We start from the raw sequence: 24,742 nt of genomic DNA on the forward strand, positions 1-24,742 counted from the left end.
CAAGTCCGTGGCGGATCATGCCGGAAAAATCCGATCCGGTCCTGACCGGCCGTGAAAGCCATCGGCGGCCTATGGAACCAGATCGGGGATGTCGTCGCGGCAATATCTGTGGATGTCGCCCGCACGGGTCAGCCAGATGCGGTCACGATGGGCGGCGATATGCGACAGGGCACGGCGCAGGTGGCGCAGGCGGTAGGGCTGGCCCACCAGGTAGGGATGCAGCGCGATCCCCATGACCAGCGGCTGCCCTGCGGATTGATCCAGCATCTCGTCGAAATTGTCGATGACCATATCGGCGAATTGCGCGGCCCCGTCCTTGCGCGCCGCGATGGACGGGATGTCGTTGACCTCCTGCGGGTAGGGGATCGCCAAAAGCCGCCCCGCGCGTGTCCGCATCCAGACGGGTTGATCATCCATACACCAGTTGAGTGTATAGCCATATCCCGCCTCGACCAGCAGATCGGGCGTTGCGCGGCTTTCCGCGATCCACGGGGACAGCCAGCCTTCGGGCGCGACGCCCTCGGCTGCGGTGAGGATATCCGTGGCCTCTGCGATCAGGTGCGCCTCTTCTGCCTCGGCCAGAATGCTTTGACGCTCGGCATTGGTGCGGCCATGCCCGACAACCTCATCCCCGCGAGCGCGGAAGGCGGCCATCAGATCGGGCGCATAGTCATACATTGCGGAATTGGCCAGAATGCTGGCAGGCATTTCAAGCTGGTCCAGCATGTCACGCATCCGCCATGCGCCGACACGGTTGCCATAGTCGCGCCATGCGTAGTTCAGCACATCGGGCTGCGGTCCGCCGGGGGCAAGCTCGGCACCCAACCCCTCGCCAAAGGCGAAATGCTCAAGGTTCAGCCCGATATAAACCGCCAGTCGCGCGCCGTTCGGCCATACATAATCGGTACGCCCTGTGATCGGGACATAGTCGTAGCGATCGTGACGGGGCAGCATGGCCTAAAGCTCCGCCTCGGCCAGACCTGCCTTGTACAACAGGATCTCGGCGCTGTCGTTCCAGACATCAGTGCGGATCAATTTGCCGTCACGCACAATGAACTTGTCCATATAGCGGTTGGTCTCGAATGTGGTGCCGTCATGCCATTCACCATAGAGATATCCGGTATTGTAGACATGCACATCGCCGGTTTCAGCATCCAGTGCCGCGTCGGTGCGCAAAAAGCGCTTCTTAACCCAAGCATAGCGTTTGGCGTTGAAAGCGGCACTCTCGGAGGGGCCCGCGAATTTGCGACCGCCGGTAAAGACAAGGTCGAAACCGGAGGCCAGATAGGCCGAAGCGCCTTCGGGATCGGGCACCATCGAGCGTTCGAGATAGGCCTCGACAATGGCTTTGGCAGAAATCAGCGGGTCGGTATGTTGGTCCATGGCGAGCCTCTTCAGTTAAGGGAAAGGGTGGTGCACGCAGCCTGACAGAAGCTGCGGATCACAGTGGCTGCGGCCTCGCTTGTCAGGCGGGCATCGGCGTTGCCGGCATCAAGGCGGGCCGCTGCCGCGCGGGCCTGTCGCGCAAGGGCTGCTTCATCCAGCGTCAGAATGCGGCTGTCGCGCAAAACGAATTGCCCGTCGATCATCACCTCGCGCAGGGCAGAGCCGTTTTCGGCCAGCACGATCTGGGACAGGACATCACGCAGCGGAATGTAGTGGCAATAGTCGCGGTCCAGAAACAGCAGGTCGGCGGACCACCCCGTGGCGATGCGGCCCACATTCTCCAACCCCATGATGCGCGCGCTGCCAGTCGTCGCCATATGGAACGCCTCGGGCACGGTAATCCATTGCGCGGCATCGCTGGTGCCTGCGCGCGATAGGGTGGCGGCAAGGCGCGTCGCCTCGAACATGTTCTGCCCGTCGGATGTGTTGGACGCATCCGTGCCCACGCCCAGCGGTACACCGGCATCGGCAAGCAGACGCAAAGGGGCGGTGCCGGAGCCAAGCCGCAGATTGCTCATCGGGTTATGCACGATTCCGGCCCCTTGCGCGGCCAGTCTGTACGCCTCGTCCTGTGACAGCCAGACCCCGTGCGCGCCGCTGAAACGCGGCGATAGCAGGCCAAGGCTGTCAAGATGAACGGTCAGGCTTGTGCCGTATCGCGCCTGTGCCGCCACTTGCTGCATACGGGTTTCAGCCAGATGTGTTTGCAGGCGCAGATCAAGTTCGTCCGCCAAAGCGGCACAGGAAATCAGAAAGTCGTCGGCGCAATGCAAGGGTATGGCAGGACCGATCCCCGGGCGCACGCGGGTCAGGGGAACCGGCCAGCGGGTGATCGCGTCGCGCACCGTGGCCAGCGTTTGCTGCCAAGGCGGCAAGGTAATCGCCGCCAACCGCGCGCGCATTGGTTCGGGGAAGGCCTCCAGAAGGCCAGGAAGCGCCTGATAGATCGTCCGGTCCGAGATCATCGGCGCAACGACAGCGCGCATCCCCGCGTCGTGATAAGCCTCGGCCACAGCGTGGATACCAGCCACGGTAGGGCCGGGCAATTCGCCGCTCAGATCGAAGCAGGCGGTGCAGCCCTTGCGGATCATCTCGGCGGCGGAAAGCTGCGCGGACAGGCGCAGATCGTCGCTGTGGCGCTGTCCGTTTAGTGCCGTGGCACCGGCCAAAAAAGTTTCCAGTGTGGCATCCGCCGTAACACCGCCACGGCCCAAGGCACCATGCGAATGCGTATGACCATTGACCAGACCGGGGATGACAATGCGGTTTGTGGCGTCGATGACGGTCACACCGTCGGGCTGTCCATCGGGAAAGAGATCCGGGCCGGATTCATCGAAGATGGCGGCAACCAGACCGTCCTGCACCAGCAAGGACACTGGCGCGAACCGCGCGTTGTCGACCAGCACAAGGCCGCCACGGATCAGGGTCTGGGAGGCGGGCATGGGACAATCCGGCTAGAGGAAGTTCATAGGAAAGCGTAGCAAAAAAAGCGCGCCGGAGCGGGATCACCCGTCCGGCGCGAGGGGAAGGATCAGTTCATGATCTCGACAGCAAAGGCGCGTTCCTCGACCGGCGGCAGGAAGCTGCGGTCGAAAATCTCGGACGCTTCGGGCAGACGCTCCAGACCATAGCCCTGTGCAACGATACCGATCGAGCGGGTCAGGCGTTCATCCACCAGATCGCCCATGCCAATTGTCTCGACCTCGGGCGCGTTCATCAGGTTGGTCAGGGCAAAGTTCAAACGCGCACGCTCGTTATCCTTGTCCACAAGGTTGTCAAAGGCCATCACAGCCTCCATCGCGGTATCCTGATCCTTGGCGATTTCCAGCGTGGCGCGGTTCACGGCCCGCACCAATCCCGCGACAGCGTCGGGGTTGTCCGCCAGCATCGCGCGCGACACCATCAGACCGTTGGAATAAAGGTCCATGCCGTAGTCCTCGAACTGGAACCAGTTATAGTCATTCGCGGGGTCTTGCCGGTTGGCGATCAGGTTGAACCAGCTTGTGATGGTAAACACGAAAGCACCGTCGATATCACCACGGATCAGCATCGGCTCTTGCAGGTTGGGGGCCATATTTTCCTGCGCGACCTTGTCCATGTCGATTCCGTTCAACTCGGCAAAGACGGGAAACAGGCGCGTGGTCGGTGTGCCCTGTGCGCCGCCCAGCGTGCGACCCTCAAAATCGGCAGGCTTTTCGATACCCGAGGATTTGGGCGTCACAATCGCGAAGGGCGGGCGGTTCCACAACTGGTAGACCATCACGGGCGCTTCACCGGGACGCTGCGCCGCGTTCTGGATGATCGCGTTGATATCGCCAAAACCGGCGTCATAGGCTCCGCCCATGATCCGCGTGACCGTCGCCGCAGATCCTTCGCCCTGGTCGATGGTGACATTCAGGCCTTCTTCGGCAAAATAGCCTTTGCTCAAGGCCAGCAGGAAAGGCGCGTCAGAGCCTTGGGTTTTCCAGCCCAGCGTGAAACGGACATCGGTCTGTGCCCAAGCGGGTGTAAGGCCGGCGACCAAGGCCATCACGGCCCCGAATACAGCAGTTTTCATAGTGGTGTTCCTTCTTTGGCAGTTGGCAGGAGAGGGGAAACGATCAGGAAACAGCGATGTCATTGCCGCGCGTGGCCCAACCGGTCACACGGGATTCAAGGAAAGAGAAAAACGCGTAGAGGGCGACACCCATCAGGGCCAGAACGATCAGCCCCGCAAAGACCAGCGAGACTTGAAAATTGGACGAGGCCGTCATCATCACATTGCCGATACCACGGTTTGATGCCACGGTTTCTGACAATACGGCACCCACGAAAGACAGGGTGATCGCTACCTTCAGTGAAGCGAAGAAATAGGGCATCGTGCGCGGCAGGCCGACATTCCAAAGGATTTCACGCTTTGACGCGCCCAGCGTTTTCAGCACGTCCTCAAGATCGGGTTCAGTTGTCGCCAGCCCGGTCGAGATGTTCACAACGATCGGGAAGAGGCAGATCACCATTGCGGTCAGGATCGCCGGCGTCGTGCCGGAGCCGAACCAGAGCACGAAAATCGGCACAACGGCGACCTTGGGGATCGACGAGAAACCGACCAGCAGCGGATAGGCGACCCCGTATGCCACCCGCGAGGTGCCGATCAGCACACCCAGAGCAACGCCGATACCTACTCCCAGCACAAAACCTGTCAGCGTGGAATAGAGCGTCTGCAGGATATGCGGCCAAAGCACCGGAAAGCGTGTCCAGAGCGTGACGATGATCTCAGAGGGACGCGGCAGGATCAGGTCCGACACGTTCAGTATGATGCACAGCACTTCCCACATCAGGAAGAAGCCGACGATCAGACTGAAAGACATGAAGCGTATTTTGCTCGATTCAGTCATTGTGATGCCTTTCTCCGGCAAGGGTGTAATTTGCGGGGATCATTTGCGGATTTGGGCGATCAACTCGCGCAGCCCTTGGGTCATTTCCACGAAATCGGGGCTGTAGATCACGCTGATGTCACGCGGTTGTGGCATCGTCACAGCCTTGTCCGAAATCACGCGACCAGGCCGTGCGCTCATCACGCAGATACGGCGGGCCAGAAATCCAGCCTCGCGCAGGTCATGCGTCACCAGCAAGACGGTCGGCTTGCGGTCAAGGTAAAGATCCTGAAGGATCTGCCACAACTCTTCGCGGGTGAACTGGTCCAACGCACCGAAAGGTTCATCAAGCAACAACAGGTCGGGATCATGGATCAAGGCGCGGCACAGGTTGGCGCGTTGCAACATGCCGCCGGACAATTGCCACGGGAAATGACCGGCGAAATCCTTGAGGCCTACCTGCTCCAGAAGCGCATGCACGCGGTCGCGGTAGGCACCTTTCCGATCCTGCTGGAAGGTCCGCTTGAACGGTTCGACAATCTTGAGCGGCAGCATCACGTTCTTCTCGATCGTGAGCCAGGGCAACATCGTCGGGTTCTGGAAGGCCATGCCGATCCGCAATTCCTTGGCCGATGCCTCGCGCCCGCCCAGAAGAACATTGCCCGACGAAGGCTGAATCAGGTTGCTGGCCAGACGCAGGATCGTGGATTTGCCGCAACCCGAAGGGCCGACAAGGGCAAGGAAATCGCCCCTCTCCATGCGCAGGGTGGTTGGCGACAGCGCGGTGACGGCTTGATCACCGCTGCCAAAAACGACCGACGCCTCGTCCAACTCGATTGCGGGGCGCGCATGCACGGGATTTGTACGCGACGCTTTCATCGGTGCTGCGGGAATCGCTGGGGCGGATATGTCTGATGTCATGTTCATGCCGACACCAGACATGCAGCCGCCGCGGCTGAGAAGGGGTGGAGCGGTTTGCTAAGTAAGTATTTTATGAATTAATGTCGTGGCGCCCAAAATTTCAGCACCCAAGCAGGCACAAGCAGCCAAAAATAGCGCATTTCGGATAGATCAATGCCTAGACAGGGTCAGATTTGCTGCTGGTCAGCGCATTCAGCACCAACTCGATACTATGGGCGCGCCGCTCCTGCCGCCATTCGGGACTCAGCAAATCGACACCGAAAATCGCGGTCAGCGTATGACCATTATTAAGGTGATGCGCGCTAAGCGCGACGATGGTGATATAAATTTGCAATGCATCATATTCGTGGCGGAACACACCCTCGGCGCGGCCACGCGCGATAATACCGCTGATCGCGTCGATCAGCGGTTGAGATGAGGTGCGGACAGCCTGGGTCTGGACGATGAATTTACCCTCAAGCAGATTCTCGTTGCGGGTCATCTTCACGAAAAGCGGGTTGCCGTCGAAGAAATCATAGGTGAATTCGACAAGGCGGCGCATCGCGGACAAGGGATCAAGCCGTGCCAGTTGCAAATCCCGCTCCTGCGCGCGGATATCCGCAAAGATATGCTCAATCACCGAAACATAGAGTTTTTCCTTGCTGCCGAAGTAATGGTACAGCAGGCGCGGATTGCAGCCCACGGCACGTGTGATCCGGTCCACGCGGGCTCCATGAAACCCGTGATCGGCAAATTCGCGCAGGGCGGATTCGGTCAGTTGCGCCTTTGTCCGTTCCGGATCGCGGCTTCGAGGCTGTTTTTTGGGCGCGGTATGCGGCATGCGGGATTCTTCAACAGGTACAGACATTCAAGGTTGGTCATTGTCCTTAGCCGACCGTGACACGTATCGCCAGCCTGCAGCGCCGGACGGGTTTGCACAAATTTCCGTCTTGGGCGGGCTTTGGAACAAAACCCTTCCACCACTATGTAAGCAAACGTTTACTTAAGCTACCCGTATCGCTAAGCCGCTTGCACCGCCAACCCAGTGACAGGACGGATCATGCCGCGCAGCACCACCCCACCCGCAGACCGGACCACAGAGATGGAGGGCGCATGAAAGGCGCTGTCACTACGCCGCATCCGCTGGCGACTGCGGCAGGAATGGCCGTGCTGGACCAAGGCGGCACAGCTTCCGAGGCGATGATTGCGGCAGGGGCTGTTCTGACGGTTGTGATGCCGCATTTTTGCGGGCTGGGCGGTGATGCGGTCTGGCTGGTCGTTGACCGGCAAGGGGTGCAGACCTGCTTTCTGGCAATCGGGCAGGGTATCGACCGGCCTATACCCGCAGAGCCTTTCCCGACGCGCGGCGTGGGCGCTATCCTGACAACGGCGGCGGTTGTCAGCGGATGGGAGCATGCCTTGAAACATGCGCGTGTCACGATGGGCGGGCGGGCACATTGGGCCGATCTACTGTCTCCTGCCCTTCAACTGGCCGAAAACGGATTTCCCGTTACACAATCGCAAGCCTTCTGGGGCGATTTCCGTGCTTCGGAAAGTGGCGACTGGCCGGGTTTCGGTGCGATCTTCCGCCACGGCAATGGCCCCTTGCCTGTGGGGAATGTCCTGCGCCAACCCGATCTTGCCCGCAGCCTGAGGGCCATTGCCGCAGACGGGGCGCAGGCCTTTTACAAAGGCGAGCTGGCGCGTCGCATCATCGACGGTCTGCGCGCCGCTGGCGCTGTGATTGCCCCTGCCGATCTGGCCCTGACCAGCACCAAACAGGTGCGCCCGCTTGCCCTGCCCTATCGGGACATGACCCTGCTGGCGCCGCCACCACCGACCCAAGGGATCACCACGCTCGAGATCATGGGCATCCTGTCGCGTTTCGATCTGTCAGGCGTGAAAGCAGGCAGCGCGGATCATCTGCATTTATGCGTCGAGGCCGTGAAACGTGCCTTTCTGGATCGCGGACGCATCGCCGATCCGGCCTTTTCAGCGCAGGACAACATGGCGCTGGTCGCCCAACGGCTGGACCGCAGCGCGCAGGATATCGACAACGCGCTTGCGATGCCCTGGCCCCACCCCTGGCAACATGGCGACACCGTGTTTCTGGGGGCCATCGACGCGCAGGGCAATGCGGCCAGCGTTCTGCAAAGCACATATTTCGACTGGGGCAGCGGTGTCGTCGCAGGTGACACGGGAATCATCTGGCAAAACCGTGGTGCCGCTTTCAGCAACGATCAGGCCCACCCGAACGCTTTTGCGCCCGGCAAACTGCCGTTCTACACGCTTAATCCCGGTATCGCGCTCAAGGACGGGCGCCCGCATTTTGTCTATGGCACCCAAGGGGCCGACGGGCAGCCGCAAACCCTGTCGATGCTTCTGACACGGCTGATCGACTTTGGCCAATCGCCCCCCGATGCCCTGTCAGCGCCGCGCTTCCTGCTGGGCCGCACCTTCTCGGACAGCCGCGACAGCCTCAAGCTCGAGGCGGATATCAGCCCCGAAACACTGGCCGATCTATCCGCGCGCGGCCACAGCATCAGCCTGATCCCCGCACATAGCCCAATCGCCGGTCAGGCAGGTATCGCGCAGGCAGGCCCGACAGGTTCCATGGCGTGGCACGATCCGCGCCAGTAATATCGAGTTGAAGTACGGAACTTTGCGCGTAGCCTCAACGCTGCGGCAGGTCTATGATTGCCCCAGCCCGACAGGAGGAGATCATGTCGCACATTGCCCCAACGCTTCTATCCTTGGCCCGCAAGCTGACCATAACCGCCGCCCTGATCCTGCCCACGGGTGTATTGGCATCTGACGAGTCCGATCTGGCGCAACTTCAAGCCACAAAAGCCTGCGAAAACTGTGATCTGTCGGAGAGCGATCTCAGGCGAGCAGGGCTTGCTGCGGCCTCTTTGGCAGGGGCGGACCTGTCGGGGGCAAGACTATGGGCTACAGATCTTGCCAGCGCCGATCTGTCCGGCGCGAACTTGAGCGGTGCCAATCTTGCTGCCGCCAGCCTGAGCGGGGCCAGCCTGCAAAACGCCAACCTGTCAGGGGCCTATCTGACAAACGCAAATCTTCACGGAGCCAATCTATCAGGGGCTGACTTGACGGGGGCCGTGCTGACGCAAGCAAGCCTGCAAGGGGCCGATCTGTCAGGGGCGACATTGACAGGGGCCTATATGGAACTGGCCAACCTTTCGGGGGCTACATTGTCAAAGGCCAATCTAACAGAGGTCAACCTTCTTTCGGCCAACCTGACCGACGCCGCACTGTCCGGCGCACGCCTATCAGGGTCGGTCCTTCTTGGGACAAAGCTGGAGGGGGTTAATCTGCAAGGCGCGATCCTGTGCAACACCGTGATGCCCGACGGTGCAACAGAGTCACGCGATTGCTAGGCGGCGCACAGGACCGGACAAGGCCCTGATAGTTCAGTCCCGCAAGGCGCGTTCCTTGACGCGCACAACAGGGCGCAGGATGTAATCCAGAACGGTTTTCCGCCCCGCCAGAATATCAACCTCGGTCACCATGCCGGGCACGATTTCGACTGCGGCACCCTCAGCATCAAGTAGATTACTGAACGTACGTATCTGCACCACAAAGGCCTGTTCATCCCGATCCGGTCGCGTTACGGCAGTCGCACCGATCCGCAAAATCTCACCGTCCAGACTACCATAGCGCGACGCGTCATAGGCGGTGATCCGCACTTTCACCGGCTGGCCCGGATAGAGAAACGCGATATCCGACGGGCGCAGATAGGCCTCGACCAGCGGCACATCATCCATCGGCACAATCTCGATCAGCGTATCGCCGGCCTGCGCCACGCCACCCAGCGTGGTCAGCATGATCCGGTTGACGATCCCGCGCACCGGCGCGCGCAACTCGGCCCTTGTTACCCGTTGTTCAAGGGCTGGCAGGCGCGTTTGCAACTCGGCCAGCTCCCCCGTCGCAAGGGCAAGCTCGGCCCGTGCCTCGGCCCGTAGCCTTGCGCGCAAAGCGGCAATTCGGTCGTCTATCTCGTCCAGCGCGGACTTCAGCCGAACCAGTGCGGCATCGCTGCGAACCTTGCGGCCCTGCCACTCGGCATGACTGCGTCGCAGGGTCAGCAATGTGGTTTCCGGTTCAAGCTGGCGCGACACCAGTGGGCCAATCAGATCCATTTCCTGCGCGACCAGCAGCAGCGTTTCCTCTGCAATCGTCTGATCCACCAGTCCTTCCTCGTAATCCTGTTGCCGCTGTACCCGCTGGCGCTCCAGAACCTCGCGCTCGGCATCGAACTCGTCACGCCGCGCCGCGAACAGGGCCACCTCGCTGGCCGCCACGGACGGGCTGGCGCGAACCAGATCATCCGGCATGACCAAGGTGTCCGCCTCGGCCAGTTCCGCATCAAGTCGCGCGATCCGCGCCATCAGGGCGACAGCGCGCTGCCGCTCCTGATCCAGTTGCGAGGACATCAGGGTGCGGTCAAGTTCCATCAACAGATCATACGGCGCGACGATATCCCCTTCGGCCACATGGAGAGCCTCAAGCACGCCCGCCTCGGTCGCCTGCACGAACTGGATATTCTGCGACGGCACGATCCGGCCATCGCCACGGGTCACATCGTCGATCTCGGTGACGGCTGCCCAGAAAAGCGCAATCACGATGAACGCCAGAATGGTCAGCAACAACAGCGAAGACCGCCACGATGACCGCCCGCGCAATTCCCGCGCCAACATGTGCAGGTCGCTATTCCCCTGCATGACGCACCGCTTCCACTGCAACCGGTTGCCGCAACAGCGCCTTCGGCCCGTCCAGCACCACCGCCCCCTGCTCGATCACGATGACCCTGTCCACCAGTTCCAAAAGGCTTGGACGATGCGTGATCAAAACCAGCGTGCTGCCCCCAAGCGCCGCCTTCAGCCGCGCCACCACATCGGTTTCCGTCTGAACATCCATGGCCGATGTCGGCTCGTCCAGCAGCAGGATAGGCGGGTTGTCGATCACTGCGCGAGCCAGCGCGATGGACTGCCGCTGCCCGCCCGACAACCCCTCGCCGCGTTCGGCAAGCATCAAGTCATAGCCCTGCGGATGACGCGCGACAAAGCTGTCCACACCTGCAACCTGCGCGGCCGCCAGCACAGCGGCATCCGTTGGATAAGCCGATCCGATGGCGATATTGTCACGCAATGACCCCGAGAAAAGCCAGACATCCTGCAACATCGCCCCGATATTGCGGCGCAGATCGCTGGGGTCGATCTGCCTGATATCAGCACCATCCATCAGAACCGCCCCGCCATCGGGCTGGTAAAGCCCTGTCATCAGCCTTGCCACGGTACTTTTGCCCGAACCGATACGGCCAAGGATCGCAACACGTTCGCCGGGCTGGATGGTGAAGCTGACCGATTTCAGCGTCGCAACCGCCGCATCAGGATAGCTGAACTGCACATTGTCAAAGCCGATCTGCCCGCGCAGCTTGGGCCGCGACAGCCAGTTGCGCCCCTTCGGTCTTTCACTTTCGGCACGCATTAGCGCATCCAGCGCGCGATAGGACATCCGCGCGCCATTGATCCGCGTCAAGGTTTGGGCCAACTGCGCCAGAGGGGCCAAGGCGCGCCCTGTCAGGATCACCGAAGCGATCATCGCCCCCATGCTGATCGTGCCCGACAGGATCAGGAACACCCCGTAAAACACGATGGCAACCTGCGCAGTTTGCTGGGTAAATGCGGTGGCATTCAGGGCAAACTGGCTGATCGCGCGGGATCTGACACCGTGTTCGCCTTGCGTGGTCACCGCATCCTGCCAGCGCGCCCGCATCTGGCGGGCGGCACCGACGACCTTGATGGTCTCAAGCCCCGAGATTGTCTCGACCAGAACAGCCTGTTTGGTCTGCCCGTCCTCGAAACTGCGCGCCGCCAGTCGCGCCAGAAAAGGTTGAACGGCCAGCCCGACCAGCAGAACGACAGGAACAGCCACGGCAGGTACCAACGCCAGCGGGCCACCGATGATCCAGATGACACCTACGAAAAGCAGAATGAACGGCAGATCGACCACCGCAACAAGCGTGGCCGAGGTGAAGAACTCGCGCAATGTCTCGAACTCGCGCAGCGTGTTCGACAGCGCCCCCGTCGATCCGCTGCGCGCCTTCATCTGCAAATCCAGCAACCTATCAAAGATACGCCGCGCGATGATCCCGTCGGCCTTTTGCCCCGCGCGGTCCACGAAACCGGCGCGCAGGCTGCGGATGATAAAATCGAACACCAGCGCAATACCGACACCCAATGTCAGCGCGAACAGGGACTCAACCGCCTCGTTCGGCAAAACACGGTCATAAACAACCATGATGAAAATCGACGTGGCCAGCCCCAGAAAGTTGGCCAGCATCGCGGCAAGGATCACTTGCGAATAGCTCCAGCGATTGGCCAGAAGGGCTGACCAGAACCAATGCCCTTGCAGATCATCATTCGCCGTTTCGGAACCACCCCGATAAGCGGCACGCAGGACCAAGGCGTGACCCGAATACTGCGCGTCAAGCTGCGCCTTGTCCCACAGACCCAGCCCCCCTCCCAGACGGGGATCATGCACGAGGAACTTGCCAGCGCTGTCACGCCCCTCCAGCACAACCGCGCGGCCTTCCGCCAAAAACAGGATCGCAGGCAGCAAGGTCACATCAAGATCATCAATCGCACGCGCGCCAAAAGCCGCTTGCATGCCCGAACGGGCAGCAAGATCAAGCGCCTCGCGCGGGCCGAAAACTCCTGCCAGCCCCAGCCGCGCGGCCTCGATCGCAGCAGGTGTGACAGGGCGGTCCAGAACGGTGCCGACATGGATCAGGCAGGCCTCGAGATCCGGCTGATTATGAGGGCCGCTCATGTCCGGTCCTCCACAAGACCCGCACGCTGTGGCAGCAAGACGCCCAAAGCATCCAGAATATCGCCTGTCAGCGCCAATGCAGCATAGCCGGACAAGGCCAGATCACGCTCGGCAAGGGCCAGCGCCTCGCTTGCCAGAAACAGATCGCGCCGCGCATCCAGCAACTGTGTCAAGGTACGCCGCCCGATCGTGAATTGCTGTTCGGACGCCTCAACCGCGATCCGGTTCGCCTCGACCGCCACGCGCGCTGCATCGACCCTTGCCTGACCGCTGCGCTGGTCGGATTGCAGGAAGGCAAGACTGCGCAGGATCTGGCGTTCTACCGCGATCCGCTCGGCTTCCAGTTCTGTCACACGCGCTGCTGCGCGGTTGATCGCGGCGGCACGTTCACTGCCCGGCCCGATCTCGACCCGCGGGTTGAGGCCAGCCACCGCATTTGTCCTGTCCTCGCGCGGATCATAGGTTGCATCCAGACGCAGACCGACGGCCGGAAACCGCGCGGCGCGCACCGCCTCGGCCGAGGCACGGGCGGCGGCGATTTCCGCATCAAGGCTGCGGATACGCGGGCTGGCGGCCACAAAATCTGCCGCAGAACCAAGCGGAAGCCTTGGCGCGCGTGGCAGGACCGACAGCCGTCCCGGTGCTGCCCCGAATCCTTCGACAAAGCGCGCTTCGGCGCGTTCAAGCTGCCCGCGTGTCGTGATCTCGCGCATTGCGGCATCCGCCGCGCGACTGCGTGCCGTCAGTACATCCGCCTCGGTGCCCGCTCCCGAGGCAAGCCGTGTCTCGATCTGTTCCAGATAGTCGCGGTGGACGGCGTGGTTTTCCACGGCAGAGGCCAGCAATAACCGCTGGAACTGTACTTCGCCCCAGTTTTCGGCAAGGGTCAGACCCAATGCCGCAGCCGCATTCTCGCGCTCGATCGTTTCGCGGATCGCGCCTGCCTCGGCCGCGCGGATACGGTTGCGAGTAGCACCTGCATCAAACAACAGTTGCGAGACCTGCAACACCAGAAAGCCCGGTGCGACGGCACTTCCATCCAGCAGATTGGCCCCCACATCCGCCCCCAGCGACAAGCGTGGCAAATTGGCGGCACGTGCGGCTGTGACCCCTGCCATCGCAGCATCTATCCGCGCCGATCCCGCCATCAGGGATGGATGCGTCAACAAGGCGCGGCGCGCGGTCCGGCCGAAATCCGTATCCGCCAGAACGGGCCTCATTCTGGAAATCGAGTCCCGCAACGGGACGGGCAAAGGCGCCGGTTCGGGCGCCGAGCATCCGGTCAGGGCCACAGCCAGAACACAGGCTTTGGTGAAACCATGCAGATATGTCATGGACCGGTAGCCCCGAACGGCAGAACATACCCGTCATCGGCCTGTGCACGACCGAAGGCCTGCAGAAATTCCTGCCCGGCCCTGTCGACGGGCACCGGGCGGGATTGGCCCGCATGTAGCCTTGGCCAATGTGCTGCGCCTGTGATCAACGCATGCGCCAAAGCCAGCGCGCCGCTATCATGCATCGCGGCAACCCTGTCTGATGGCAAAGCCGCCAGCAAAGAAGGATCAACCGTCTGCCAGCCCTCGGCCAGCCCGCGCGCGGGGGCAAGAACGCCGGCCTGCTCCAAAACTTGCGCCGCTGCCAGCGCCGCATCGCGGCCCGCCTGCCATTCTGCCAAGCCCTGAACGCGCTTTGCGGTCTCTGTGGCCAGTTGCCCCGCCGCATCGAAGACCGGCAACCATCCGGCCCCTGCCCGCCCTTGTAGCAAATGCCCGCCGCCCGTATCGCCCGCGACCACAAGCGAGGGCTCTTGCAGATCGCGCAGCGGCAGGAAGGGATAGAACCGCAGAACCATCGGCATATACCGCCCCGACAGACGGCCATCGACCACCAGCGGCGAGGCGGTATCCGGCCCCGCAGCCAGCAGGATCATTGGGCGCGGCACCTTGCCGGTCGTCAGGGCCAAGGGCAAGAACGCCGCCGCATGCAGAGCCTCGGACAGGGCCAAAGGAACTGCCGACAGGCCCGCTGCAAAACCGAGGTGTTCCGGTATGCGCCAGACATGCCCGCCATGCAGCGTTGCTTTCAATGAAACCGCCCCTGACCACAGGGGCGGCTCTGCATATCTGATCCGCAACGGCGCTTTGGTCGCGCCGCTTTGGACCAGCCGTTTCCGGCGGATCATGTCGGCAGGGTTTCCAGCAGCATGTCAGGGTTGAAGACGGTGACGATTTCCGACGCCAGCGCCGTATTCGACACTCCTTGGAACTGTGCAACAGCACCGCCTTCGCTGCCGTTCGTCGCAAAGAGAGTGCTTTGCAATCCGCTTTCCAAGCCAACGGCGAACAGATTCAACTGACCTTCCGTGATCATTTCATTTGGAATGGTAAAATTATCCATATCCTCGACCGTGACGGACTGCACGTTAAACTCAGCGCCAACCGTGAGGAATGGGTCGAGAAAGGCGATCTCGTCTTCCAAAGGGTTGAAACCTTCGACTGCAAGTTTCGACCCTGCTTCGACATCGGAAAGCCTGATCACGATGGTTTCCGCACCGGAAGCAAGACCGGTCGGCAACAGGACAACATCCAGTTGCAATTCGCCAGCAGAAGCGCCCAGCGGAATGATCAAATCATTGCTGCCAAAGCCGACCAGATCGTCATCCCCCGATGTTCCGGTCGTCTGCACCGCTGTGAAGTCTTCCGCAACGATATCATACACAAACACGGTGTCTTGCGTAGTCGGCCCTGCCCCCGCTGGCTCAAGGTCCAGTGTCATAGCGATTCTGACACCGGAAAGTTCATCGCCATTCATCACGGGTGTTATGTCCGTTATTGCACCCGGCAATTCTGTCGTCTCTCCGGTCTGGTTGTAGAACACCGTCCTATTTGCCACGAAGGCGTTATCGGGAAGTCCGAAATCCAAAGTGCCGACGCTGACAAAAACATAGACTTCGGGATTTCCAAAAGGGTCTACCTCAATACCAACGGCAGTCGGCAAGACAAACTCGTTCTCTTCGCGGAAGGGTATAGTTTGGCTGTTCACCATCAACAAAGTCTCGGAATTGTCGATCAGATCATACAACTCAAAACGCCCACCAGTCAGGCCCTCTGTATCTGCAAGGCTTTGCAGATCACCCAAAGACAAGCGGTAGGTTGTGAAATATGGCTCGCTTTGCTGCACCAAACCTTCGCGCGTCGATGATGCATTGATTACAGAGAAAACAATCCCCTGTGCGTCGCCATATACATCATCGAAGGACAGCAGACCTGTTTCACCCTCGTTGAAGCCTCCGCGATAATAGGAGTCAACGGTGCCTTCCGGCGTCAGGATCAGCAGCCAGTCTTCGCCAGTTTGTGAATCAGCTACATCTACGAACAGCTTGATCACCACACGGCCATCGTCCAGCACGATTCCGGGCCGGTCATCGACACCGAGGATTTCGATGGTGGCCTGAACTGGCGCAGCGAGGGCGGTTTCGACAATCGCCAGCAGATCGACCGTTGCTCCGTTGATCAAGATCTCGGATGAATCCGACCCGTCTTCACCTTGTATGAACTCGACAATGGTCGGTGTGTCCGTCTCACCGCCTGAATCCCCGCCGCCTGTGTCATCGCCATTACTGACCAAAAGCTCGGTCAGGTTGGCAAAACCATCTTCCGCCGCGTTTGCCTCGGCCAGAACCACTGCCTGATCCTCTGGTGAAGCCGCCAGAAACTCAACCAAGCGATTGACAGCAGCCTGACTCAACGCCTCGCCAGCAAGGAAAGGCGGCGCGAAGGGGATGGCATCGGTGTCCAACGCATCGGCAATCGCTTGGAGATCGGCGACCTCCAACCTACCCGCGTTGACCTCCTCCAGCGCCGTTTCAATTGCCGTCCGCAAGTCGATCAGCGCATTGATGCCTGCGACCAGTTCGGTTGGGACATATCCGTCACCGGGCGTGAACGAGACATCAAGCGTGTCGACCTTGGCCGAAGCAAATCCGACTTCTTGACCGTTCTGATATGACTCGATGGAAATCTCCCGCAGGATATTGCCTTCGGGATCATCAAAGAAGGATTCCAGACCCACTTCACCGATCCGCAGGAAATTGATTGAAATCTCGGACCCGGTCAAACCTCCGAATTCACCTGTCAATGGATCTTGCGTGCCTGTTGTTACACCGGACAACCAGATTTGCAGGTTTGTTACCGTCGTCCCGACCTGCAAAAGCGCGCTCGCTTCCGGGCCAACTAGGGCATTCAGAATCTCTACCGAAGGCAGGTCGTCCAGCGTCTCGACTTCCATGCGCAAACTGGGTGAGTCAAACCGTAGATTGGCAAGCGTGACCTCGTTAAGCGTATTTCCGGTGATCCCGGCTTGCTGGAACTGGAACACGGCCACAGGGTCAGTGGCACCAGCCAACTGATCGACAGAATCACCCAAGGGCAGTTGGAAATTGATGCTACCCCCTAACGTACTGTTCAGCGCCACGCCTTCGGGGTTGCCCTCAACCTCCAGAACCGTCCCGCTGAAGTCGAAGCTGTACTGCCCGCTCCGGTAGATCAGCGCGTCACCCGCCAAGGCACGCAGCATGCCTTCGGGAATGGTCAGCCCTTCTTGTTCAGCGGCAAAAGCAGTCAGGGCGGATTCCATTTCGGCCAGTGTCATCGCCGATCCGATCAGAGCAATTGCCTCGGAAGGCTCCTCTGGTGGTGTCAGATCGACAGTCACGACGCGCGATCCCTGAGGGCCCGGATTGCCCGCCGCATCGGTCGCTGTGGCGGTGATCGTGTAGGAGCCATCCTCATCCGGTGCAGCAAAGTCGACCGAGAACACGCCATCGGTTGCTGTTACGTCCTGCACAAAGCCGTTGAAGGTTACGCGGACGGTTGCCAGATCCTCGGCCGTGCCGGTGATAGTGACTGTTTCTTCATTAAGGCCGATGACATCATCCACAGACACAGCCGCAATCACGGGTGCTTGCGGGGCGGTTGTGTCGATGGTGATACCCGCGACAGTGACCGCCTCACTGGTATTGCCAGCGCCGTCTGTGGCGGTGGCCGAAATGGAATAAGTCCCATCTTCCGGCAGTTGATCGGCGGAAAGGGTGAAGGAATACGACCCGTCAGCGTCATCATCGGTTACAGTGAATGACGCATTTCCGCTGCTCAAGGTGACAGTTGCGCCCGGCTCGACAGTTCCCGTGACAGTCGCACCCGCTGCGGCGGCGACAGCGTTGATAATGTCGCCCGATTCATAGCCTTCAAGCGTCGGCGCGTCTGGCGCGGTTGTATCCAGCTTGAACTCCAGAGGTGCAGACTCTGCCGAATTTTCCAAGGCATCAATCTGACGAACAATAACGGAATAATCCGCCTCTTCCGTCAGTGTGAAACTGTCGCCTGTAAATCCGGTCCACGTATCGCCGCCGTCCAGCGAGTATTCGCGGGTAGAACCATCCTCCAGCCCGCTGACTGTGACCTCGCCGTTGCTTGTCTCGCCCGCAACGGTTCCTGTGTCTTCGGCCAGTGCCACTGTCGGGACGGCTGGCGCGACTGTATCAATCGTGAAGGTTTGCCCGACCACCGGCAAGGATGTGACGCTGGTTTCGCCTGTCGTTTCCGTGGCCGTGACCGTCAATGCGGCCTGTCCGTCGCTTGGCAATTGCGTCAGTGTGTAGGACCACGTTCCGTTTTCAACTGTAGCGGCATCCGTGATAGTCACATCACCGAACTGGATATTGATGCTGGTCCCATCGCGGCCTGTTCCGGTCAGTTCCAACAAGAACCCTTCTGCGGCCTCGGCGTTGATCTCTGTCCCCTTAACCAAACGGATTGTCGGGCGCAGTGGCACGGCAGCGGAAATGAGAGCTCCGATTTCCTCAGCATCAGGAATGGCTCCTTCACCCGTGATGGCCTTCACCAGATCCCCTTGCACCACAGTCTGGATCTGTTCAACTTCGGCAACTTCGTCAGTCTCTGCAATGGCGTCAACAGCAGCCTGAAGCGCGGCAGCCTCAGCCCCAACATCCGCGCCCTCACCCGCTGCGCTTTGCAAGGCGGCTGTGACTGTTGCCGTGTCGAGCGACACGGCCCCGCCCTCGGCATCCGCAATCGCGGTCGCCAATGACGCCGCTACCGCCTGCGACGCGGCAGCCTCTCCACCCTCGCCAGCGCCAGCCGCAGCAACCGAGATAATCGCCGCAACCTGTGCACCAGCCTTCAACGCCTCAAGGTTGCTAGTGCCGACAGGATCGACATTGTTGATATCGAAATCACCGAGACCAAAGGCGTCCGCTACCTGCTGTGCGGCCTGCGCGGATGTCACACCGCCCTGTTGCACCAAAGCCTGCACCAATGTCGTGAGCGGGGTCACTACAGTGGCGTCACCGGGGGCGGTCAACTGCCCTGTAAAGGCTTTGCCGGTCGAAATATCGGTGCCGCCAAAAGCGATAATGACACCGCCAGAGCCACCCAAACCACTGAAATTCCCCAAGGCATCGGTGACAACGCTTGGCTCACCTTCATCCAGAACGCCATTCGCAATCAGATCGCGAAAGACCGTAGCCCCCGCGATATAGCCGTCGATCACACGTCCGCCGGATGACGCGACCGGCGTGGTTCCACCATCCCCACCACCGCTTGCGCTGTCGCTCCCACCACCGGAGCCACCGCCCGCAGCAAGCCCAAGCCCTGCCAGAGCGAACGAGCCGCCCAATGTGGCAACGCCCGCGCCTGCGCCTGCACTTGCGGTGATCGAGGTCAGGCTGTCCATCGCCGAGGCGGACACCATAATCGAACCATCGGCCCCGATCGTCACGCTTTCCTGCGGTATAACGACGGTCGATCCGTTATCGAGGGTTACCCTGACAGAACCGTCGGCGCGCAATTCGACATCTGCGATGCCCTCAACCGCCGCCAGATCGGTCATACCGTCCTGCGCGGCGGCAGCATTGCCCAACGCCAGCACCAGAATGCTTGCGGGCAGACCCAGTGTCAGGCGACGCTGATGGCGTTGCACCCATTTGGCGATAAAGGCCGTGCGTTCTGCGGCATCCTGCGGCACCGCAACCCGCCGCAAACCCTTGGCCAGTTTGGTGCGCAAAGTAGGGGTTTCTGCGGCTTCGACGGTACGTACACCTGACAGGATGTGACCTGCAAATGTGGCAGCCATCAATCGCGGCGCGTTTTCAATCGGTTGATTATCGGATGAAAGCAGAAAATGGCGCATAGCGACCCCTTACACATTAACTCGTTCAAAACAGCACCGCCAGCAGCACACCCTGACGTCGCAAAACCATGGCCGACCACTTTTTGTTGTGGGCCGACGCTGTAATTATCGAAAGATATCATCGGGTGACATGACGTAAAGACAAAAATGACGCGATTCCGCAATCAGTGGCGGGTGGCCCGGGCCAGCATCAACGACAACACGCTCAGCCCCTCGCCGGCCTGCGCACAGTCGCGCCCTATCATCCCTGAACGGGCTCATGTCTGAATCGGCAATGTAACTTCCACGAGGAGTCCGCCGGTTTCACTGGAGCCAAGCACGATATCCCCGCCACAGGCTTGTGCACGATCCGCAGCGATGGCCAGCCCCAGACCATAGCCATGCGTGGTTTCATCAAGGCGCACACCACGACCCAGCAGGCGGTCGCGGTCCGCTGGCGGAATACCCGGCCCGTCATCGGCGATGCGGATTACAAGAGCATTATCCTGAACCGACGCCGACAGGGATACCTTGCTTGTCGCCCACTGGACAGCATTCTCGGCCAAGGTGCCGACAATCTCGGTCAGGTCCTCGGCGTCACCACGGAAATCAGGCAGGTTATCAGTTTCAACACTGAGCGCGACACCGCGCCGCCGCGCCTCGGGGGTCAGGACCATCACCACATCATCCAGCACGGGCGCCACAGCACAGGCGGGAATAGGATCAATCCCCTTTGCCCCGGCGCGCGCGCGTTTAAGGTGCCACCTGATTGTGCGGTCCATTCTGTCGATTAAGGCCGCATCGGCAGGTCCGGCACGATTGCCCAGAACTGCCAGCGGGGTCTTGAGGGCATGGGCAAGATCCCCCGCATGGGCGCGGGCGCGGGCGATCTGTGCGGCATTCGCGGCGATCAACCGGTCAAGCTCTTGCGCCAGAGGTCGCAGTTCGGCCACGTCGGAATGCAGCACTTTTCTGGCCGTGCCATCGCGCACCGATGCGACAGAACGGGCGAAACGGTCCAGATCGGCAAGTCCTGCACGCACCGCCACGATCTGCGCCCCAAGAAGCGACGCCCCCAGCACAGCCAGAGCCAGCAGAAGCGGTTGCGTGATCGCCGCCAGTTCCGCAGCAGCCTCGGCCGCAGGAAGGCTGACGGTCACGGTCAGGGCCCGACCATCGCCAGGGGCGGTGAACGCTTTGACATGCGTAGTCAACGGCGCGCCATCCGGCCCTGTGACACCACGTCCCGACAGCCCCAGATCGCCCGTGACCAGCGCGGGCGCGCGCGCCAGCACCTGTGCGCCGTCGGCAACCTGCCAGTACCATCCTGAAAGGGGCTGTTCAAACCGTGGGTCCGCCGGTGTGGGGCTGACTGCAAAAGCGCCAAGGGCATTCCAGTCGGACGCCGCCATGACGGCACGGGCCGTGGCACCAAGTTCTGCCGCTAACCGCCGCTCGACAAAATCCGACAGCAGGGAAGACAGGACAAGCCATGCCACCAGCAAGGCCCCAGCCGTCAACGCCACGGCCCAGAGCAGCAACCGCCCGCGGATCGAGTTTACCCCCGACAGACTCATCAATCCGGGTCACCCGTCAACAGGCGATACCCCTCGCCACGACGCGTTTCGATACGGCTTTCGCCGATTTTTTTCCGCAAACGCCCGATCACCACTTCCATCGAGCGGAAATCACGGTCGGAATCGCGGTCATACATATGTTCCGACAACTCGGTCCGGCTGACCACGCGCCCCATATGCAGCATCAGGTAGCGCAAAAGCTTACCCTCGAATGCCGTCAGCTTGAGGGGCATCCCGTCCAGCGTGACCAGACCTGTCGTCATATCCAGCATAAGTCCACCAGCCGCCAGTTCAGGCGAGGCATGCCCCGCCGCACGCCGGACCAAGGTGGACAATCGCAGCACCACTTCTTCCATACGAAACGGCTTGAGCACATAATCATCAGCGCCCGCGCGAAATCCCGCCACCTTGTCGACCCATGCATCCCGCGCGGTCAGTATCAGCACCGGAAAGGCCACGTCCGCCGCGCGCCAGCGTCTCAGCACCGCGATCCCGTCCATCCCTGGCAAACCCAGATCAAGCACCGCCGCATCTACCGTTTCGGTTGCACCCAGAAATTCGCCTGTTTCGCCGTCGTAGGCAGTTTCAACCGTGAAACCGGCCTCGGCCAGCGCTGCGCCGATCTGCAGGGCAAGATCGCGGTCATCCTCGACAACAAGCACTTTCATCGCGTCTGCCCTGGCAGGATACGTGCCTCGGACTGGCCCACGCCCTCAACCTCCAGAAAGCGGCAGCCGGGACCTGTCATCTCGATCTGAAGGACATTGCCCGCAGGCGTCAGCCACCGGACCTCCTGCACCAGACCGTCATCGTCATCGCGGATACGCAACGCCTCCCCCCTGTAGCGCGCCGCGACACATTCAAGCGCGGCGGCAGGACCAAGGGGCATGGCGTTATCCGGCGGATCTGCAAGGGCCGCCCCGACAGCAAGACAAAGCGTAAACGCGGAGGCAAAGGGATGTCTCATATCGACCAGTCTATGGCACGGAACCTCAATGAAAGCCAAACAGCACCGTTGCGGCACGGTTGGGGACGAATCGCCTAAGCCTCTGTCATCCTGAAACCAAAGGAGACATCCATGAAACGGATTCTGACGACAACAGCGGTCACGGCGGCACTTGCCCTGTCCACGGCCATGCCCCTGACGGCACAGGACGCGCAACTGTCCGGCACCGTGACCGAAATCTTCGGCAACCAGATGATTGTCGATACAGCGGAAGGGCGCATCCTTGTCACGCCGCCGGAGCATGCTGACATCCCGGCCGCAGGCACGCGCATTGATATCAGCGGCACGCGCGACGGATCGACGCTTGCCGCCACAGCACTGACAATCGCGGCAGCCTCCGCGCCTGCGGACACATCTCTGCCGGCAGCGCTGCGTGGGCTTGGCCTGACGGATATCCGCAACCGCTCGGACGATGAGGATATCTATTACTTCGCGCGCATGCCCGATGGTGGATGGCTGCGCGCCGAGACCGAGCGCGGCCGTTTGAAAGAGGTGCAGACTGACGGCGCGAACCTGCCTGAGAGCGTTGTGATGGCGCTTCTGCCCCAAATGGTACGGGACGCGCCCCGACTGGTCGAGATTGCGCGGATGACCGAAATCGACATCGACGACGACGGCGAGATCTCGGTCGCGGGTTTCGCGCAGGACGGCATGCGCATCGAGATGGAATTTGACCAGACCGGCGCTCTGCGCGACGTCGAACGCGAACGCGACGACCGCCGTTCCCTGTCTGTCGAGGATGCCCGCGCAAAGCTTGAGGCGCTTGGCTACACGCAGATCGGCTTTATGGATCGCGGCGGCCGCCATATCAAGGCGGTCGCAGTGAACCCCTATGGCGATCAGGTCGAAGTACGCCTTGACGACACAGGTCGCGTCGACCGCGAACGCATGTGGATGCGCTAGGGTCAGGACTCGTTCTCTTTTCATAGCCAGAAGATGACGGTTGCGGCGAGGGCGATGGCTGAGAGGAAGACCTTGGGGCATCGGTCGTAGCGGGTGGCAACCCTGCGCCAGTCCTTAAGGCGTCCGAACATGATCTCGATCCTGTTGCGGCGTTTGTATCTGCGCTTGTCGTGCTTGATGGGCGTTGCGCGCGACTTCCGGCCCGGGATGCAGGGCTTTATCCCTTTGTCTTTCAACGCATCTCTGAACCAGTCGGCATCGTATCCGCGGTCAGCCAGAAGCCACTGCGCCTTTGGGAGGCTGCCCAGCAGGGCCGCGGCGCCCGTGTAGTCGCTGACCTGGCCCGCAGTCATGAAGAACCGGATCGGGCGGCCCTCGGCATCGGCGACGGCATGAAGTTTGGTGTTCATGCCGCCCTTGGTTCGGCCGATCAGACGGCCTCGCTAGTCATCGCCCCCCCTTTTTCGTACGCAGGCTCGTCGCCGTGCGGTGCGCCTTCAAATAGGTCGCATCAATCATCACCGTCTTCGGAACAGCGGCTTCGGAGGCCAGACCTTCCATCATTCGGGCGAAGATGCCCTTGTCGCCCCATCGCTTCCAACGGTTGTAGAGCGTCTTTGGCGGGCCATATTCCCGGGGCGCATCGCACCACCGCAAGCCATTGCGATTGATGAAGATAATACCGCTCAGGACACGCCGGTCATCGACCCGTGGCACACCATGGCTCTTCGGAAAAAACGGCCGAAGCCGGGCCATCTGTGCGTCCGTCAGCCAGAAAAGATTGCTCATCGTCACCCCCGTCAGTTCGGGAGCTTGAATCGCGCAGCTGAGGCGACCTCAAGCAGATCAATAGGTCCTGACCCTAGAAGGCGTCCGCACCAAGGCCAGCAAGAAGAACCCCGAAGGCATCGAGCGTCACGGCCTTTGGAAGTGCCGCGAGTGCCGCAAGCAGTTCACGGTTCGCAAAGGCACGATCTTTGAAGAAGGCCACCTGCCCATGCACCTGTGGCTGCAAGCCATTCACCTGCTGGTATCCAGCAAGAAGGGCATCAGCAGCCACCAGCTTCACCGCGTTCTGGGCATCACCTATAAGTCTGCATGGTTCCTGACCCACCGCATCCGCGAGTGCATGCGCGATGGCGCGCTTGCTGGCTTTGGCGGTAACGGTGGTATCGTAGAGGTTGACGAGACTTTCATCGACAAAGAACCCGGCGTGAAGAAATCCAAGAACGCGCGTGGCGGCTCTCACAAGATGAAGATGCTCACGCTGTTGGACCGCGACAGCAAGCGCGCCAAGTCCATCGTCGTTGATGATCTGACCAAGGCAACGCTGATCCCGATCCTGCAAGAGAATATCGCGGGTGAGGCGTATGTCATGACCGACGAAGCCCGCCAGTATCAGAACATCGGCGCTAGCAATGTTTGTGGCAACACGCGAAGCGATTGAAACACCAGACGGCGACCTGGATTATCCAACATCCCACGATGCGATCAGCGAATGTGTCGATGACGAAGGC

Annotated in this window: 18 protein-coding genes and 2 pseudogenes; 4 read left to right on the top strand and 16 right to left on the bottom strand. The window is 60.9% G+C overall.

Annotated elements, in window-relative coordinates; all coding sequences use genetic code 11:
• Positions 1 to 69 precede the first annotated feature (69 nt).
• From K7H22_RS06655 to K7H22_RS06685, 7 genes are all read right to left on the bottom strand, one after another.
• Complete coding sequence (locus K7H22_RS06655; RefSeq protein ID WP_230799948.1) at positions 70 to 954, bottom strand: polysaccharide deacetylase family protein; 885 nt, start codon at positions 952 to 954, stop codon at positions 70 to 72.
• Between the two features lie 3 nt (positions 955 to 957).
• On the bottom strand, positions 958 to 1,383 hold the full coding sequence (locus tag K7H22_RS06660) for a nuclear transport factor 2 family protein (RefSeq protein WP_230799949.1): 426 nt from the start codon (positions 1,381 to 1,383) through the stop codon (positions 958 to 960).
• 11 nt (positions 1,384 to 1,394) lie between these two features.
• Positions 1,395 to 2,888: an amidohydrolase family protein gene (locus K7H22_RS06665; protein ID WP_230799950.1), complete on the bottom strand. Its 1,494-nt coding sequence runs from the start codon at positions 2,886 to 2,888 to the stop codon at positions 1,395 to 1,397.
• Between the two features lie 89 nt (positions 2,889 to 2,977).
• Positions 2,978 to 4,003: an ABC transporter substrate-binding protein gene (locus tag K7H22_RS06670; RefSeq protein WP_230799951.1), complete on the bottom strand. Its 1,026-nt coding sequence runs from the start codon at positions 4,001 to 4,003 to the stop codon at positions 2,978 to 2,980.
• A gap of 43 nt (positions 4,004 to 4,046) precedes the next feature.
• Positions 4,047 to 4,820 carry an ABC transporter permease gene (locus tag K7H22_RS06675; RefSeq protein ID WP_230799952.1) on the bottom strand — a complete coding sequence of 258 codons (774 nt, stop codon included), beginning with the start codon at positions 4,818 to 4,820 and terminating at the stop codon, positions 4,047 to 4,049.
• Between the two features lie 39 nt (positions 4,821 to 4,859).
• Positions 4,860 to 5,726, bottom strand: a complete 867-nt coding sequence (locus K7H22_RS06680) for an ABC transporter ATP-binding protein (protein WP_230799953.1) — start codon at positions 5,724 to 5,726, stop codon at positions 4,860 to 4,862.
• 151 nt (positions 5,727 to 5,877) lie between these two features.
• The gene (locus K7H22_RS06685; protein WP_230799954.1) at positions 5,878 to 6,567 is read right to left on the bottom strand and encodes a TetR/AcrR family transcriptional regulator; all 690 of its coding nucleotides are present in this window, start codon (positions 6,565 to 6,567) and stop codon (positions 5,878 to 5,880) included.
• Positions 6,568 to 6,812: 245 nt separating this feature from the next.
• On the opposite strand from K7H22_RS06685, the gene K7H22_RS06690 reads away from it, so the two are divergent.
• Together K7H22_RS06690 and K7H22_RS06695 are read left to right on the top strand one after the other, a co-directional pair.
• Complete coding sequence (locus K7H22_RS06690) at positions 6,813 to 8,339, top strand: gamma-glutamyltransferase family protein (protein WP_230799955.1); 1,527 nt, start codon at positions 6,813 to 6,815, stop codon at positions 8,337 to 8,339.
• Positions 8,340 to 8,422: 83 nt separating this feature from the next.
• Complete coding sequence (locus K7H22_RS06695) at positions 8,423 to 9,097, top strand: pentapeptide repeat-containing protein (RefSeq protein WP_230799956.1); 675 nt, start codon at positions 8,423 to 8,425, stop codon at positions 9,095 to 9,097.
• A gap of 33 nt (positions 9,098 to 9,130) precedes the next feature.
• Here K7H22_RS06695 and K7H22_RS06700 read toward each other — a convergent pair whose 3' ends face one another.
• From K7H22_RS06700 to K7H22_RS06735, 8 genes are all read right to left on the bottom strand, one after another.
• Entirely contained in the window at positions 9,131 to 10,441 is a 1,311-nt protein-coding gene (locus tag K7H22_RS06700; RefSeq protein ID WP_230799957.1) for an HlyD family type I secretion periplasmic adaptor subunit, read from the bottom strand.
• Positions 10,428 to 12,551 (bottom strand): type I secretion system permease/ATPase, encoded by a 2,124-nt coding sequence (locus K7H22_RS06705; protein WP_230799958.1) that lies wholly within the window; start codon positions 12,549 to 12,551, stop codon positions 10,428 to 10,430. Before K7H22_RS06705 ends, K7H22_RS06700 begins: the two co-directional genes overlap by 14 nt.
• The gene (locus K7H22_RS06710) at positions 12,548 to 13,885 is read right to left on the bottom strand and encodes a TolC family protein (protein ID WP_230799959.1); all 1,338 of its coding nucleotides are present in this window, start codon (positions 13,883 to 13,885) and stop codon (positions 12,548 to 12,550) included. The genes K7H22_RS06705 and K7H22_RS06710 overlap by 4 nt, the downstream gene beginning before the upstream one ends.
• Positions 13,882 to 14,733, bottom strand: coding sequence for a SapC family protein (locus K7H22_RS06715; RefSeq protein WP_230799960.1), 852 nt, complete (start codon positions 14,731 to 14,733; stop codon positions 13,882 to 13,884). The genes K7H22_RS06710 and K7H22_RS06715 overlap by 4 nt, the downstream gene beginning before the upstream one ends.
• Positions 14,730 to 19,760 (bottom strand): Ig-like domain-containing protein, encoded by a 5,031-nt coding sequence (locus K7H22_RS06720; RefSeq protein ID WP_230799961.1) that lies wholly within the window; start codon positions 19,758 to 19,760, stop codon positions 14,730 to 14,732. Before K7H22_RS06720 ends, K7H22_RS06715 begins: the two co-directional genes overlap by 4 nt.
• Before the next feature lie 257 nt (positions 19,761 to 20,017).
• Entirely contained in the window at positions 20,018 to 21,316 is a 1,299-nt protein-coding gene (locus tag K7H22_RS06725) for an ATP-binding protein (protein WP_230799962.1), read from the bottom strand.
• Complete coding sequence (locus K7H22_RS06730; RefSeq protein ID WP_230799963.1) at positions 21,316 to 21,984, bottom strand: response regulator transcription factor; 669 nt, start codon at positions 21,982 to 21,984, stop codon at positions 21,316 to 21,318. Before K7H22_RS06730 ends, K7H22_RS06725 begins: the two co-directional genes overlap by 1 nt.
• Entirely contained in the window at positions 21,981 to 22,283 is a 303-nt protein-coding gene (locus K7H22_RS06735) for a Cys/Met metabolism pyridoxal-phosphate-dependent enzyme (protein WP_230799964.1), read from the bottom strand. Before K7H22_RS06735 ends, K7H22_RS06730 begins: the two co-directional genes overlap by 4 nt.
• A gap of 111 nt (positions 22,284 to 22,394) precedes the next feature.
• Between K7H22_RS06735 and K7H22_RS06740 the strand changes: the two genes are divergently transcribed.
• Positions 22,395 to 23,225 (top strand): prevent-host-death protein, encoded by an 831-nt coding sequence (locus K7H22_RS06740; protein WP_230799965.1) that lies wholly within the window; start codon positions 22,395 to 22,397, stop codon positions 23,223 to 23,225.
• Between the two features lie 20 nt (positions 23,226 to 23,245).
• Here K7H22_RS06740 and K7H22_RS06745 read toward each other — a convergent pair.
• Positions 23,246 to 24,014, bottom strand: a pseudogene (locus K7H22_RS06745) (IS5 family transposase).
• A 124-nt stretch (positions 24,015 to 24,138) separates the two neighbouring features.
• Here K7H22_RS06745 and K7H22_RS06750 point away from each other — a divergent pair.
• Positions 24,139 to 24,636, top strand: a pseudogene (locus tag K7H22_RS06750) (IS1595 family transposase); the annotation flags it as partial.
• Between the last annotated feature and the right edge of the window lie 106 nt (positions 24,637 to 24,742).

This window comes from Seohaeicola saemankumensis, from assembly GCF_021021435.1.
Taxonomy (GTDB): Bacteria; Pseudomonadota; Alphaproteobacteria; order Rhodobacterales; family Rhodobacteraceae; genus Seohaeicola.